We start from the raw sequence: 15,685 nt of genomic DNA, 5'->3' as shown, positions 1-15,685 counted from the left end.
ATTTGGCACGGAGCGCCAGCGCCTCCTCGCGCAACGCATAGTTCGAGCGCAGCGACGGCGCAATCGAAGTGTCCGTGTAACGGCCCGGCCATGGCTCGATGCAGGTATCGAGATAGAGCGCGCCGCGGCGATGGCAGAATTCGACCAGGGCGAGGCTCGACACTTCGACCGAAAGGTTGAGAAGGAAATCGCCTTCGCCGACCAGGGGGGCGAGGATGTCCGCGTAATTCTCCCTCGTCAGAGGGTTCACCATGAAGCGAACGCCAAGCGCCTCCGCCTCGGCGCGTCCGCTCGCGTCCGCCGTGAGGATCGTGATCCGGGATGGCGCGATGTCGACATGACGCAGGATCAGCGGCAGCGTGCCCTGCCCGATGCTGCCGAAGCCGACCATGACGATGCGGCCCTGAAACGCGACGATTTTCGTGTCGTTGGACATCTTCACAATCCCGGCTGTGGCGGCGTGGTTCTCGAAGATTTACGACCTCACTCCGCCTTATACCGAACATGATTTCCCATTGAAAGAATGCTTCTGAAAGCGCCCCGGGCGTTCTTTGATCGAAGTCAATGCAACGTCCACCTGCCCGGTCCTGACTAGTTGGCACAGAGGCAGGAGACGTTCATGCAAATCCCCCTTTCCATCACCTTCCGCCACATCGAGCCATCACCCGCGCTCGAACAGCGCATCCGCCAATCGGTGGAAAAGCTCGAACATCTTTATGGCCGCATCACCGGCTGCGACGTGGTGGTCGAGGCGCCGCAACATGGACCGAAGAAGGGCGGCCTCTTCATCGTCAGCATCAATCTTCGCGTGCCCGGCCATGAGATCGCGGTGACAGGTCCGCGCCCCAAGGACCACACGCATGAGGATGCGCATGTCGCCGTGAGAGACGCGTTCGACGCGGTTGCGCGCCGGCTCGAAGATCATGCGCGCCGGACGCGCGGCGACGTGAAAACCCACTGGACGCCGCCCGGCTAGAGCCGCGCGGCTCGCGCCGCCTCGACAGGAAAGGAACAGGCGATGAAGGCTCTCGTTTATCAAGGCCCGGGCAAGAAGGCGCTGGAAGAACGCCCCATGCCGGAAATTTCCGATCCGACCGACGCCATCGTCAAGGTCAGCCGCACGACAATCTGCGGCACGGACCTTCACATTCTCAAGGGCGATGTCGCGACCTGCAAACCGGGGCGCATTCTCGGCCATGAGGGCGTCGGCATCGTGGAGGCGACGGGCCCCGGCGTCACCGCTTTCAAGAAGGGCGATCACGTTCTCATTTCCTGCATCTCGTCCTGTGGCAAATGCGAGTATTGCCGCCGGGGCATCTATTCGCATTGCACGACGGGCGGCTGGATACTCGGTAATGAGATCGACGGCACGCAGGCCGAATATGTTCGAATTCCTCACGCCGATACGAGCCTCTATCCCGTTCCCGCCGGCGCGGATGAGGAAGCGCTTGTCATGCTGAGCGACATCCTCCCCACAGGCTTCGAGTGCGGCGTTCTCAACGGCAAGGTCGAGCCGGGCGACACGGTCGCCATTGTCGGTGCCGGCCCCATCGGGCTTGCGGCGCTGCTGACGGCGCAATTCTTCTCGCCCGGCGAGATCGTCATGATCGACCTCATCGACAACCGCCTCGAAGTTGCAAAGCGCTTCGGCGCCACTACGACCGTCAACAGCGCCAACGGAAAGGCCGTCGAGACGATCATGAAGATGACGGGCGGCCGAGGCGTTGATGTCGCCATAGAAGCGGTCGGCGTACCCGCGACTTTCATCCTCTGTCAGGACATCGTCGCGCCGGGCGGCACCATAGCGAATATCGGCGTTCACGGCACCAAGGTCGATCTCCATCTGGAGACGCTCTGGTCAAGGAACATTTCGATCACGACGCGCCTCGTCGACACGGTGACGACGCCGATGCTGCTGAAGACGGTACGGTCGAAGAAGATCGACCCGAAGCTCCTCATCACGCATCGCTTCAAGCTCGCCGAGATGCTCAAGGCCTACGACACTTTTTCCGATGCGGCCAAAACCAACTCGCTGAAGGTCATCATCGAGGTTTGAAGGGGCATGAAACCGATCGCCGGGCAAAGCGTCTTCTTCCCCATCCCGCGCCACGGCGCATGAGGCCCTCGCAGCCATGGACAAGAAGTTCCGCTTCAACTTCGGCTATTTCCTCGTGGCGCTGCTTGCCATCACCGCATTCCAGATCTGGCTCGGGTCGCGGCAGGTCGCGCATATCGACTATAGCGATTTCCTGAAATTCGCCCGTGAAAGGAAGATCAGCGAGGTCACCGTTACCGAGACGCAGATCCACGGCACCTTCGTCAAGCCCGTCGACGGCAAGGAGTCCTTCACGACGACGCGTGTCGAGCCCGGCATCGCCGATGAACTCATCAAGGAAGGTGTGAAGGTCTCGGGGGGCTCGGACCAGAACTGGATGACCATCCTCCTCTCCTGGCTCGCGCCCATGCTGCTCTTTTTGGGGCTCTGGTTCTTCGTCTTTCGCGGCTTTGCCGAGCGGCAGGGCGTCGGCGGGCTGATGAGCGTCGGCAAGTCGAAGGCAAAGGTCTATGTGGAAACCAAGACTGGCGTGACCTTCGCCGACGTCGCCGGCGTGGAGGAAGCGAAGCTCGAGCTTCAGGAAGTCGTCTCCTTTCTCAAGAACAAGGAGAAATATGGCCGCCTCGGCGCGCATGTTCCCAAGGGCATCCTTCTCGTCGGGCCGCCGGGCACGGGCAAGACGCTGCTTGCCCGCGCCGTGGCGGGAGAAGCGGGCGTGCCCTTCTTCTCCATATCGGGCTCCGAATTCGTCGAACTCTTCGTCGGCGTCGGCGCGGCGCGCGTGCGCGATCTTTTCGAGCAGGCGCAGAAGGCCGCGCCCTGCATCATCTTCATCGACGAACTCGACGCGCTCGGCCGCGCGCGCTCGCCCATGGGCGGCCTCGGCGGACAGGACGAGAAAGAGCAGACGCTCAACCAGCTTCTTGCCGAGCTTGACGGGTTCGACCCGCGTGTCGGCATCGTTCTTCTCGCCGCGACCAACAGGCCCGAAATCCTCGATCCCGCGCTGATGCGCGCTGGCCGCTTCGACCGGCAGGTCGTCGTGGACCGTCCGGACCGCAACGGGCGCACAGCGATCCTCAAGGTGCATCTCAGAAAGGTTACCGTCGCGCCCGACATCGCGCCCGACGAGATCGCGGGCATCACGGCGGGCTTCACCGGCGCCGACATCGCCAATCTCGTCAACGAGGCGGCCATCGTGGCGACACGGCGCGGCGGCGACAACGTGACGATGGAGGATTTCACCCGCGCCGTCGAACGCATCGTCGCCGGATCGGAGATGAAGAGCCGCCTCCTCAAGCCCGCCGAGCGGGAGCGCGTCGCCTATCACGAGATGGGGCACGCGCTCGTCGCCTCCACCCTGCCGGGCACCGACCCCGTGCACAAGGTCTCCATCATTCCCCGCTCGATCGGCGCGCTCGGCTACACGCTCCAGCGCCCGACGGAAGACCGCTTCCTCATCACCACGAGCGAACTCAAGAACCGCATGGTGGTTCTTCTCGCCGGACGCGCGGCGGAGGACGTGACCTTCGGAGAAATCTCGACCGGCGCCGCCGACGATCTCGCCAAGGTCACCGATGTGGCGCGGCAGATCGTGACCCGTTTCGGCATGACGCAGGAGCTTGGCCAGCCCGTGCTCGAGCAGCAGCGATCGAGCTATCTCGGCGACAATGTTCTCGGCATGCGCGAGAAGGACTACTCGGAAGCGACAGCGCGCGAAATCGACCTCGCCATACGCGGCCTCATCGCGGAAGCCTATGAGCGCGCGAAGGACATTCTGCGCAGCCGCAAGAACGATCTCGAATCCGGCGTCCGCCTGCTCCTTCAGAAGGAAACGATCACGCCCGACGATTTTCCACCGTTGAAGCCGCGAGAAGCCGCCGATACGACCGCGATCCGCGCCACCGATGCGATGCGCGGAACGTCTTGAGAGGACAGGCTCATGCTCGACATCAATACGGACAAGGTCTGCTACGTCATCGCCAAGGCGCGCATGTTCGACGTCAAGGAGGAGATCAGCGATCCGGATTCCGGCTCCAATCCGACCGATGAGGAAATGCGGGACGTTCTGGAGGATTTCGCCGACGATCCGACGCAGGAGGAGCTTCTGGCCTTCATTCGCGGCCTCGACGAGGAGGAGCAGATCACTCTCGTCGCGCTCGCATGGGTCGGACGCGGCACCTTCGACAGATCGGAATGGGCCGAGGCGCTGGAGACGGCACGCGACGAGCACAATGCGCGGACAGCCGAATATCTCCTCGGCCTGCCGCTTCTCGCGGACTACCTCCAGGAGGGACTGGAAGCCTTCGGCGAGAATTGTTCGTCATTCGACGAGAGCCACTGACGCACATGCCCTATCGAACGAACGCCAATCTGCCGCCTTCGCTGCGCGAGCGCCTTCCGCTCCACGCGCAGAATATTTACCGCGAGGCGTTCAACCATGCCTGGGCGAATTACGCATCGGCCGGCGAACGTCAGGAGGAGATCGCGCACAGGATAGCCTGGGCGGCAGTCAAGAAGAGCTACCGCAAGGCCGGCGACACATGGATCGAAAAATCCACGCCTTGAGCCGGCCAAGGTCATTGAGCGACGGCGCACCCTTCCTTGCGCCTCCTTGACCTCGATCAATGCCGTTCCCGCCCGGATTTCGCATAAAAATCAGATCACTGGATGCAGGCGTAATCCATGTCGGCAGAAGCTGTGGCGGGTGAAGGATATATCCGCTGGTTCAAGGACATTCGCGTCGGGGACGTGGCTCTCGTCGGCGGCAAGACGTCATCGCTTGGCGAGCTTTACAACGCTCTCTCCGCCGCCGGCGTACGGGTGCCGAGCGGCTTTGCGCTGACAGCCGCCGCCTATCGGGATGCGCTGAGCGAGGCTAGCGCATGGGAAAAGCTGCGCCCGCTCCTCGCCACGCTCGACATATCCGATACCGCGGCGCTTTCCGCCGCCGCGGCGAGCGCCCGGCAAATCGTCTATGAGGCGACCGGAACAAAGGCGATCCGCGAGGGCATAGCGGCAAGTTATGCCGAACTCGAAAAGCAGTATGGCCGCAATGTCGCCGTCGCCGTTCGCAGCTCCGCCACTGCCGAGGATCTGCCGACGGCGAGCTTCGCCGGGCAGCATGAGAGTTTCCTCAATGTGCGAGGCACGAGCGCGCTTGTCGAGGCGTGCCGCCGCTGCTTCGCTTCCATCTTCACCGACCGCGCCATCGTTTACCGCCGCAATAACGGCTTCGATGACTTCAAGGTCTTTCTCTCCGTCGCCGTCATGAAAATGGTGCGCGCCGACACGGCCGCGAGCGGCGTCGTGTTCACTCTCGACACGGAATCGGGTTTCCGCGATGTCGTCTTCATCACGGGTGTTTACGGCCTTGGTGAAACGATCGTGCAGGGTCAGGTCGATCCGGACGAATTCTATGTACACAAACCGACCTTCAGCCAGGGACACCGGGCCGTGCTGCGCCATTCGCTCGGCGCCAAGCAATCGAAACTCGTCTATGCGCGCGCCAGAGGTTCCGTCACCACGCGATTGAGAACCGTCCCCAGAGCGCAGCGCGAACGCTATTGCATACCCGACAGCGAAATCCTCGCTCTCGCGGGCCAGGCCATCGCCATCGAGGAGCATTACTCCCGCGCCGCCGGACATCCGATGCCCATGGATATCGAATGGGCGAAGGATGGCGATGACGGGTTCATCTACATCATCCAGTCGCGGCCGGAGACGGTCGCCTCGCAGCACGCGACAAATATCGTGGAAGTCTATTCCCTCAAGGGCACAGGAACCGCCATAGCCAAAGGGCGCGCCGTCGGTGAACGGATCGCCACAGGCAAGGCGCGCGTGATTTCCGATCCGAGGGAACTCGCGAGCTTTCAGCCCGGCGAGGTTCTCGTCGCGCAAACGACGAGCCCGGACTGGCAGCCCGTGATGAAGTCGGCCGCCGCCATCGTCACAGATCGCGGCGGGCGGACCTGCCACGCGGCGATCGTCGCGCGCGAGCTTGGCGTTCCGGCGGTCGTGGGCGCCGAGGGCGCGACCTCGAAGATCAGGACCGGAATGACCGTCACCGTTTCCTGCGGCGAGGGCGAGACGGGCCATATTTACGAAGGCACCATCCCCTTCGATGTTTCGCGCGTGAGCACCGACAATATCCGGCGCCCGCGAACGGAGATCATGGTCAATCTCGGAAATCCCGACCTCGCCTTCCGCACCGCCATGCTGCCGAATGACGGCGTGGGCCTCGCGCGGATGGAATTCATCATCAACGAATATATCGGCATCCATCCCATGGCACTGGCCGAGCCCTCGAAAGCGTCGCCCCGGGACAGAAAGATGATCGAGCGTCTGACGCGCGGCTATGAAAAGCCGGCCGACTTCTTCGTCGAGAAACTTTCCGAAGGCGTCGGCACCATCGCCGCCGCCTTCTATCCGAAGCCCGTCATCGTGCGCCTGTCGGACTTCAAGACGAATGAATATGCGCGCCTCATTGCGGGTGAGCCATTCGAGCCGACTGAGGCGAACCCGATGATCGGCTTTCGCGGCGCGTCCCGATACGCACATCCCGCCTATGCGGCAGGCTTCGCGCTCGAATGCGCGGCGCTCGCCCGCGTCCGGGGCGAAATGGGTCTGACAAATCTCCGCATCATGGTGCCCTTCTGCCGCCGGGAGGAGGAGGCGCGCAAGGTGCTCGCGGCCATGGCGGAGCACGGGCTCAAGCGGGGCGAGAACGGGCTTGAGATTTTCGTCATGTGCGAGATTCCGAACAATGTCATTCGCGTCGATGCCTTTGCCGCGCTTTTCGACGGGTTTTCGATCGGCTCCAACGACCTCACGCAACTCACGCTCGGGGTCGACCGTGACTCCGAAATCGTCGCCTTCGATTTCGACGAGAGCGATCCGGGCATGCTGGAGATGATGCGGCTTGCCGTGACGGGCGCCCAGCGAAACCACCGCCATGTCGGAATTTGCGGCGAGGCTCCCGCGAACGATCCGGGCATCGCGCGCTTCCTCACCGATCTCGGCATCAGCTCGATCAGCGTCAACCCCGGCAGCCTCATACGCACCATGAATATCGTCTCGGAGGCCGAGAGCGCCTCTCCGGGCGTCAGGGCCGGCGGATGATGCCGCGCCACCGGCGCCCAGGAACATGAAATGGCCGAGCCAGCCTCCGCAACCAGCACCGAACTTGCCGTAGGCTCCCTCCGTTCCCGCTACCGCATTCTGCGGCGCTTCGCGCGCCTCGCGCTCGCCTATTGGACGGCGGAGGAACGCTGGAAGGCGAGCGCGCTTACCGTTGCGCTCCTCCTCCTCACGCTGATGCAGGTCGGGCTTGCCATCTGGACGAATTACTGGAACGGCGCGCTCTTCGATGCGCTGGGCGAGCGCTCCGTGCCGAAATTCCTGACCCAGATCGGCGTTTTCGTCATCATCTTCATTCTGACGATGTGCGTCACCGCCATTCACCTCCAGGTCAAGCGCACGCTCCAGGTGAGCTGGCGCCAATGGCTCACGGCCCGCGTCGTGGATCGCTGGATGGCGGAGAAGCGGCACTACCATCTCATCTTCACGCCCGGCGAGCATGACAATCCGGATGGCCGCATCGCCGAGGATGTCCACATCGTGACCGAGAATGCGATCTCGCTCGCGCACACCCTCGTCTATTCCATCTTCATACTCGGCAGCTTCATCGACATTCTTCTCTCCGTTGCCGGCAGCGCGACATTCAGCGTTCGGGGATCATCCTTCTACATTCCCGGCTACATGGTCCTGCTGGCCTTCCTCTATGCAGGCGTCGGCACGGGAATGGGGCTCGTGCTGGGCCAGCCGCTCGTCCGCTCCACGAACGGCCTTCAGACGACGGAAGCGAATTTCCGCTTCGCTCTCGCGCGAGCGCGGGAGAACTCGGAATCGATCGGGCTCCTCGGCGGAGAGCGTATGGAAAGGCTGCGCTCGTCCCGCCTCTTTGCGGATATAAGGCGGTGGTGGTCGCGGCAAACGCTCGCCCTGACATGGATTCTCTTTTTCACATCCGGTTACGGCGCGCTTCTTCCCGTCTTTCCCATTCTCGTCATGGCGCCGCAATATATCGCCGGCACGATGACGCTCGGCGTTCTCATGCAGTCCGCGCAGGCGTTCCAGAAGCTCACCTCCGCCCTCTCCTGGCCCATCGACAATCTCGCCGATATGGCGCGCTGGCGCGCCTCGGCGGAGCGCGTTCTCTCCCTCCACGACGATCTCCGAACTCTCGACGAAACGCGCGCGAATCTCGACGAGAACCGCATCGCAGTCGGCAAGGCGGATGGCGAAACCCTCATCATCCGCGATCTGCGCATAGCGCGACCGGACGGCCAGATCGTGCTGGACGGGCTCAACATGCAGGTGCAGGCGGGCGAGCGGCTTCTCATCGACGGCGATGCGGGCGCGGCGATTGACCTTTTCAAGGTCGTGGCCGGCCTCTGGCCGTGGGGCCGTGGCGAAGTTCTGCTCCCGGCCGCGAGTTCCATATTCTTCATGCCGCGAAATCCGTTCATTCCCCATGGAACGCTCGAAGAGGCCCTCAGCTACCCGGACGCGGCCGGCACGTTCAGCAGGGACGATCTTCATGACGCGCTCGAAAGCGCGGGGCTCGGCTATCTCGTCACCCACCTCGACGAGGCCGATGCATGGGACCGCAGTCTTACCGTGCGCGGGCAGCAGAGATTGAGCTTCGCGCGGCTCTTCCTGCGCCGGCCGAGCTGGATCTTCATGCAGGAAGCGACCGACGCCTTCGATCAGAAGAGCGAGACAAAGATCATGGAAGCGGTTCTCTCCTGTCTCCCCGGCGTGACGCTCATCACCATCGGCTTTCATGCGGCGCTGGAGCCCTTTCATCGGCGCAAGCTCTGTCTCGAACGGGCGGCCGACGGGCGCTATCTCTTCGGCGGTCCGCCCGCGCCCAAACTGCCGGAATTGTCCGAGATCGACGAAACCTATTCCGGTTGAACCGAACCGCTTCGGCCTTCGCGCCGCGGGAGAATGAAATGAACGACAAGATCGCCGCGCCTCAATCGGAACTTCCCGGCGCCGAACTCGATACCGCTCTCCTGCGCCCGGACTTTCTCTGGGGCGTTTCGACTTCGAGCTATCAGATCGAGGGCGCGGCTCATGAAGACGGACGCGGCCTCAGCATCTGGGATGTCTTCTGCCGCCAGAAGGGGCGCATCGCCAATGGCGACACGGGCGACATCGCCTGCGATCACTACCACCGCTACGCTGAAGACATTGCGCTCATGCGCGACATGGGGGTGCGCGCCTATCGCTTCTCCACCGCATGGCCGCGCCTTCTGCCGCGCGGCCGCGGCGCCGCCAATGAGCAAGGCTTCGCCTTCTATGACCGCCTCATCGACCGCCTGCTCGAAGCCCGCATCGAGCCCTGGCTCTGCCTCTACCATTGGGATCTGCCGCAATCGCTCGACGATCTCGGCGGCTGGACCAACAGGGATATCGCCGGCTGGTTTGCGGATTACGCGGCCCTCGTCGCGCAACGATATGGCGACCGGGTGAAGCACTTCGCCACCTTCAACGAGCCCTCGGTCTCCACGCTCTTCGGCTATGCGCTCGGCTGGAACGCGCCGGGCATCGCCGACAAAAGCTCCTATTACAAGGCGGCCCATCACCTCAATCTCGCTCACGGCGCGGCGGTCGATGCGATCCGCGACCTCCGCCCTTCCGCGCTCATCGGCGCGATCCACAACCGGCAGCCCGTCTTGCCGGAAAGCGGCAAGCCCGAAAACGCACATGCGGCAGCGCTGCTCGACGCGCACTGGAACCTACTCTTTCCCGAGCCGCAGAGCTTCGCTGCCTATCCCGCCCTCATCGCGCATGAAATGGAACCCTCACAGAAGGCGGGCGACATGGCTCGCATCTGCCGCAGGCTCGACTGGTTTGGCGTCAATCATTACTCGCCGATCTATGCGAGGGCGGATGCCGCGAGCCAGCTCGGCTTCGCCTGGGGAAAGCCTCCCGCCTCCGCGCAGCAAACCGGCGCCGGCTGGTCGATCCATCCGGACGCCTTTCGCGACGTTCTGATCGCGGCGTGGCGCCGTTACGGACTCCCAATCTATGTCACGGAGAATGGCTCGGGCGGCAATGACGCGCCCGACGCCACCGGCGCGATAGCCGACAAGGCCCGCATCGACTATCTGCGCGCCTATACGCATGCGATGGGCGAGGCGATCCGAGCGGGAGCCGACATTCGCGGCTATTTCGTCTGGTCGCTTCTCGACAATTTCGAATGGGGCGCGGGCTTCACCAATCGCTTCGGCCTCGTCCATGTCGATTTCAAGACGCTCAGACGCACGCCCAAGGCTTCCGCGCGCTGGTACGCCGGCCTCATCAGACCGACGCGCAAGGATTGATCCGATGCCCTCTGCCCCGCCTCCCGCCGACGCCGGAACCATCGTCCAGAATCCCTTCGGACGGGAGCATGTTGATCTTGGCGGCAAGTGGCGTGTCATCGTCGATCCCCGCGCGCCCGCGCAACATCCGCCGCTTCCGGGCCGCGACATTGCCGGCATTGCGGAAGGCCGCGAGGCGGCAACCGGCCTCGAGCTTGTGGAATTCGCCTTTGACGACAGCGTGACGCTCCAGACCGGAAGGGACTGGAACACGCAGGATGCGAGGCTCTTCTTCTATGAATCCGTCATCTGGTATCGTCGGGACTTTTCTTTTTCCAGGCGTAGCGGCCGCCGCTACTTTCTTCATTTCGGCGCCGTCAATTATCGTGCCGAGGTCTGGCTCAACGGCATCCGCCTTGGTGCGCATGAAGGTGGCCACACACCCTTCGCGTTCGAGGCGACCGAGGCGCTGCGTGAGGGCGCGAATTTCCTGATCGTCAGGGTCGATGCGCGTCTCGACGCCAGGACCGTTCCGCCCATCGTCACCGACTGGTGGAACTATGGCGGCATCAAGCGCGAAGTGCTGCTTCTGAGCCTTCCCGAAACCTTCATCCGGGATTACTGGCTGCGCCTTGTCGGCCTTTCGCCGCGGATCGTTCACGCCGCCTTCTCCATTGACGGCGCGGCGGGCGGCGAGATCGTCACGATCTCGCTGCCCGGCGTGAGCGAAGCCGCCCGCGCCACTGTCGATGCCTCCGGATACGCGGAGGTCCGTTTCGAAACGAAGGCGCCGCTCTGGTCGCCGGACGATCCGCAACTCAACGACATCGAAATCGGTTTTTACGGCGAGACGATCCGCGACCGCATCGGGTTGCGGACGATCGAGGCGCGCGGCGGCGACATCATCCTCAACGGAGCGCCGATCTTTCTGAAAGGCATTGCCGCCCATGAGGAAAGCCCCTTGCACGATGGCAGCGCCTTCGGCGCCGAAGACGCGCGCGCCACACTATCGCTCGCCAAGGAACTCAACTGCAATTTCATCCGCCTCGCTCATTATCCGCATAATGAGTTCGTGACGCGGCTCGCTGATGAGATCGGGCTTCTCGTCTGGTCCGAGGTACCCGTTTATTGGGCCGTGTCATGGAGCGATGGCGCCACGCTTGATGTCGCCCGTTCGCAACTGCGCGAGATGATCGAGCGCGACAGGAACCGCGCTTGCGTCATCATATGGTCCGTCGCCAATGAAACGCCTCCGACGCCTGAGCGAACGAAATTTCTGACCTCGCTCATCCGCGACGCCCGCACCCTCGATCCCTCGCGCCTCGTCTCGGCCGCCATTTACGGCCGCGACAAGGATTTCCGCGAGCCGCTATCAAGGGCGATCCGCGCACGCGCGCTCCTCGATCCCGCAATCACGGATGAGGAAAAAGCGCCCATCCGCGCGTTGCTGCTGGCGGACGGCATCGACATTAACGAGCGCCCTTCCCTCGAAAGGGCAGCGCGCGCGCCAGCGCTCATCATTGACGACCCGCTGCTCGACGAGCTCGATGTCGTCGCCTTCAACGAATATCTCGGCTGGTACACGGCCGCGCAATGGGCGGGCGCCGTACCCATTGCGGAGGAGAAAATGGCACTGCTCATGCTCGATCTCCTTCCTGAACTGAGCATGGCGCCGCGCGCATCAAAGCCATTCCTGATCAGCGAATTCGGCGCGGACGCGAAATCGGGATTTGTGGGTGACGGCACCACCATGATGTCGGAGCGGTTTCAGGCGCGCCTCTACGCGCTTCAGTTCAGGATGCTCGCGAACTGCCCCGCGCTCTCCGGCGTCACGCCCTGGGTTCTCAAGGATTTTCGTTCCATGCTCCGCACACATCCCGCCTATCAGCAATATTTCAATCGCAAGGGGCTCGTCGATGAAACGGGAAGGAGGAAGCCCGCCTTCGATCTTGTCAGGCGGCTATACGAAAAGACCGGCACTGTTGATGCGCGCCCCGTTTTCGAGGCGTCCCGCGATGATGCGGAATTCAAGGAAATTGCGGCGGCAACGAGGACGGAGTAATTTTCTCCCATGCCGCTCCACACGGGAAACGGATATCAACTCCGGCCATGAGTGAGAGAAAATGACAAATCCCGCTTCGCCCTACGCCCTGCCCGCAACGATCGAGGCCGACCTTGCCGAAGTTCACACCTATTGGCAGAGCCTCATTCGCGGCCAGGCCAGCGACATGCCCTATTGGGACGATGTGAAACTCTCCGCCCTGCCGCGGCTCGAGGACCGGATGATGCTCATCGGCGTCTTCGAGAAGCCCGAGCGGTTCCGTTTCGAAATCATCGGCCGGCGGCTCTCGGAGCATTATGGCAAGGACGTTACCGGCAGCTTCGCCGACGAGATCGCCTCCGCCGCGCCCTTCGAATATCTCCGCGCGCAGGCGAGCGCCACGGTGGAAAGCCGCGCACCCACCTATATCCAGCATGGCGCACAGGCGCGGCTCCTTCTGCCTCTCTGGGGCAACGGACGCATCAGCATGCTGCTTGGCGTGAGCGCCTGAAACTAGATCCGCCTCGGCGAGACTTCCCGCGCAAGGCGCGCGACATCCTCTGGCCGGCAAAGCTCTGTGCCCGGAGAAAGAAGCGCTGCCGATCCCGCCGCGACAGCGCGGCGAAATGCCTCCGCCAAGGGCTCGCCCGACGCGATGCCCCAGACGAGCGCGGCGAGAAAGCTGTCGCCCGCGCCCACCGTGCTCACCACTTCCACCTTCGGTGCTTCGGCGCGCCACGCTTCGTCCTGCGTGACGATCAGCGCTCCCTCCTCGCCCAGCGTCAGCGCCACCATCTCCGCCTGCCTCGCGGCGATGAGGCGGCGCGCCGCCTCGAGCCAATCCCTCTCGCCATCGAGCGCCACACCCGTCAGTTCGCGCAATTCGCGCAGGTTGGGCTTGATGAGGAAGGGAGATCGGGAAAGCGCAGCCGCCAACGGCTCGCCCGATGTGTCGAGCACGAATCTCGCGCCGAGCGAATGCGCGATCCGCGCGACCTCGGCATAGAAATCGACCGGCACGCCGGGCGGCAGGCTCCCGCTCGCGACGATGTAGCCGGGCTTCTCCTCGAGCCTTGCCACGGCATCGAGCGCGGCGAGCCAGCTTTCCCTCGCAAGCTCCGGTCCCGGCATGACGAAGCGAAACTGATTTCCGCTCGATTGTTCATAGACGGTGAAGTCTTCGCGCGTCTCCGTCATCTCCCTGATGACGAGATCGCGTATACCCTCCCGGTGCACGAGCTTCCGCAGGAGATCGCCGGTCGATCCGCCGGCCACATAGATCGCCAGCACATCCGCCTCGAAGCGGCGCAGCACGCGGGCAACATTGATGCCGCCGCCGCCGGGGTCGCGATGCGCAGGCGCGCAGCGCAGCTTGTGAGTAGGCTCCACATGCTCGACCGAGGTCGAAACGTCGATCGCCGGGTGCATGGTCAGGGTAACGACTTTTTCTGCCTTCATTTACGCCTCACTCTTACACGTTGCCGCTAGCGCCGTTCCCTCTCCTCGAGGGCATGGCGCAGACGGCGGATGAGGGCATTCTTCGCGCGGTCGTCGGCCGCGCGATCAAGCTCTTCGCTGATGTCGAGCCAGAGTTTGGAGAAGTCATTGTGCCAGTCGAAGCGGCCCACTTCTTCCGCGCGCAGGCGGCGCGGCCCCGGCCGCAGGCGCGGCCCCGGCAATTCGGTCATGAGATCGAATATGTCATCGAGCGTCGGCTCGATGATGCGCTCGCCATCGAGGCCCAGATCGGAGAGCGCCTTGTGCATCGCTTCAAGGCCCGCATCCTCACCATGGGTGAGCAGGATCGCCCGCTTGACCGGGCTTCGCTGCCGCACCCATTCGACGAGAGCCGGGCCATCCGCATGGCCGGAATAGATGTCCGTCTGGCGAATGCGCGCGCGCACCCTGATTTCCTCGCCCTGAATGCGGACGGCCTTCGCCCCGTCGGCGAGGATCTGGCCGAGCGTGCCTTGCGCCTGATAGCCGACCAGAAGCACGGTCGAGTTCTGCCGCCACAGATGGTTTTTCAGATGATGGCGGATGCGGCCCGCATCGCACATGCCGCTCGCCGCGATGACGATGTGGTTCCCTTCCATGCGCTCGATTCCCATGCTTTCGGTCGGCGTTTCGGTCGTGCGAAGGAGCGGCGTCGCCATCGCCTTGCGGAAGGCGTCGCCATTCTCAAGCTCGTCGGCATGATCGATGAAGGCTTGCGTGGCGCGAATGGCGAGCGGCGAGTCGAGGAAGATCGGAACGCGAGGAACGGCGCCCGAGTTCACAAGCTCCACGAGGTCGGCCAGCAGCTCCTGCGTCCGCTCCACCGCGAAGGCGGGAATGATGAGCGCGCCGCGATCCTTGAAGGCATCCGTCACTTCCTTCGCCAGAATCCCGAGCCGGTCGTCATGCGTCAGCCTCTCGCGCGTCCTGCCGCCATAGGTCGTCTCGCAGATCAGATAGTCGAGATTTTCCGGCGACTCCGGCGCGGCGTGGAAAGTCTGCGCGTCGGGTCCTATATCGCCCGAAAAGAGCAGCCTGAGGCGGCGCGGCGCCGCGGAGCCCGCGTCGATCTCGATCTCGATCGAGGCCGAGCCGAGAATGTGGCCCGCGTTCCAGTAGCGCGCGCACACATCCTCGGCGGGCTCGAACCAGCCGTCATAGGTGACCGGCTTCATGAGGCGGAGGCAGTCCTCAGCATCGGAGGCCGTGTAGATCGGCGTGACGGCGGGCCTGCCGCGCCGCGCATTGCGGCGGTTGAGTTCCTCCACTTCGACTTCCTGAATGTGCCCGGCATCAGGCAGCATGGAGCCGAGAAGGTCGATCGTGCCGCGCGTCGCATGGACCGGCCCACTGAACCCATGCTTGGCGAGCTTGGGAATGAGCCCGGAATGGTCGATATGGGCGTGGGTCAGAAGCACGAAGTCGATGTCGCCCGGCTCGAAGGGAAAGGGCTCGTAATTGAGTTCCTTCAGGGTTTTCGCGCCCTGAAACATGCCGCAATCGACCAGGAATTTGCACCTGTCCGTCTCGATGAGATAACACGAGCCGGTAACCGTTCGGGCGGCGCCGTGCACCGTCATGGTGATCGCCATATTCGTCCTCTGCTGCCTCGGTGCCCGGCGGGATTTCGGGAGCTTGGGTCACGCCGTCGCAGTATACACAACTGGAATTAAACGGGCGCAAAGGGCATCATCCGCCACGGAAACCCGCCTGAAA

13 protein-coding genes are annotated in these 15,685 nt (G+C 63.4%); 10 read left to right on the top strand and 3 right to left on the bottom strand.

Annotation, left to right across the window (positions count from 1 at the left end; translation table 11 throughout):
* A partial coding sequence (locus WBG82_RS14770) for a saccharopine dehydrogenase NADP-binding domain-containing protein (RefSeq protein WP_424425491.1) occupies nt 1-436 on the bottom strand: 436 nt, incomplete at its 3' end.
* A 183-nt stretch (nt 437-619) separates the two neighbouring features.
* On the opposite strand from WBG82_RS14770, the gene WBG82_RS14765 reads away from it, so the two are divergent.
* From WBG82_RS14765 to WBG82_RS14720, 10 genes are all read left to right on the top strand, one after another.
* A complete protein-coding gene (locus WBG82_RS14765) occupies nt 620-976 on the top strand; it encodes an HPF/RaiA family ribosome-associated protein (protein ID WP_424425489.1) in 357 nt (118 codons plus the stop codon).
* A gap of 42 nt (nt 977-1,018) precedes the next feature.
* Entirely contained in the window at nt 1,019-2,056 is a 1,038-nt protein-coding gene (locus tag WBG82_RS14760; protein ID WP_424425487.1) for a zinc-dependent alcohol dehydrogenase family protein, read from the top strand.
* A 76-nt stretch (nt 2,057-2,132) separates the two neighbouring features.
* Nucleotides 2,133-3,986 carry an ATP-dependent zinc metalloprotease FtsH gene (ftsH, locus tag WBG82_RS14755; protein WP_424425485.1) on the top strand — a complete coding sequence of 618 codons (1,854 nt, stop codon included), beginning with the start codon at nt 2,133-2,135 and terminating at the stop codon, nt 3,984-3,986.
* A 12-nt stretch (nt 3,987-3,998) separates the two neighbouring features.
* Nucleotides 3,999-4,400, top strand: coding sequence for a DUF3775 domain-containing protein (locus tag WBG82_RS14750; RefSeq protein WP_424425483.1), 402 nt, complete (start codon nt 3,999-4,001; stop codon nt 4,398-4,400).
* A gap of 5 nt (nt 4,401-4,405) precedes the next feature.
* Nucleotides 4,406-4,624 carry a ChaB family protein gene (locus WBG82_RS14745; protein ID WP_424425481.1) on the top strand — a complete coding sequence of 73 codons (219 nt, stop codon included), beginning with the start codon at nt 4,406-4,408 and terminating at the stop codon, nt 4,622-4,624.
* Between the two features lie 117 nt (nt 4,625-4,741).
* A complete protein-coding gene (gene ppsA / locus WBG82_RS14740) occupies nt 4,742-7,177 on the top strand; it encodes a phosphoenolpyruvate synthase (RefSeq protein WP_424425479.1) in 2,436 nt (811 codons plus the stop codon).
* A 30-nt stretch (nt 7,178-7,207) separates the two neighbouring features.
* Nucleotides 7,208-9,037, top strand: a complete 1,830-nt coding sequence (locus WBG82_RS14735) for an ABC transporter ATP-binding protein/permease (RefSeq protein ID WP_424425477.1) — start codon at nt 7,208-7,210, stop codon at nt 9,035-9,037.
* Between the two features lie 38 nt (nt 9,038-9,075).
* Complete coding sequence (locus WBG82_RS14730; protein ID WP_424425475.1) at nt 9,076-10,452, top strand: GH1 family beta-glucosidase; 1,377 nt, start codon at nt 9,076-9,078, stop codon at nt 10,450-10,452.
* A gap of 4 nt (nt 10,453-10,456) precedes the next feature.
* Nucleotides 10,457-12,493 (top strand): glycoside hydrolase family 2 protein, encoded by a 2,037-nt coding sequence (locus tag WBG82_RS14725; RefSeq protein WP_424425474.1) that lies wholly within the window; start codon nt 10,457-10,459, stop codon nt 12,491-12,493.
* A 61-nt stretch (nt 12,494-12,554) separates the two neighbouring features.
* Nucleotides 12,555-12,983 carry a hypothetical protein gene (locus WBG82_RS14720; RefSeq protein ID WP_424425472.1) on the top strand — a complete coding sequence of 143 codons (429 nt, stop codon included), beginning with the start codon at nt 12,555-12,557 and terminating at the stop codon, nt 12,981-12,983.
* A gap of 2 nt (nt 12,984-12,985) precedes the next feature.
* On the opposite strand, the gene WBG82_RS14715 is transcribed toward WBG82_RS14720, so the two are convergent.
* Nucleotides 12,986-13,930 carry a 1-phosphofructokinase family hexose kinase gene (locus tag WBG82_RS14715; RefSeq protein WP_424425470.1) on the bottom strand — a complete coding sequence of 315 codons (945 nt, stop codon included), beginning with the start codon at nt 13,928-13,930 and terminating at the stop codon, nt 12,986-12,988.
* 26 nt (nt 13,931-13,956) lie between these two features.
* Nucleotides 13,957-15,561: an MBL fold metallo-hydrolase gene (locus WBG82_RS14710; protein WP_424425468.1), complete on the bottom strand. Its 1,605-nt coding sequence runs from the start codon at nt 15,559-15,561 to the stop codon at nt 13,957-13,959.
* Between the last annotated feature and the right edge of the window lie 124 nt (nt 15,562-15,685).

This window comes from Parvibaculum sp. (assembly GCF_049671045.1).
Lineage (GTDB): Bacteria > Pseudomonadota > Alphaproteobacteria > Parvibaculales > Parvibaculaceae > Parvibaculum.
Note: the sequence above shows the minus strand (reverse complement) of the source record. Positions and strands in the feature narration are given on the sequence as shown.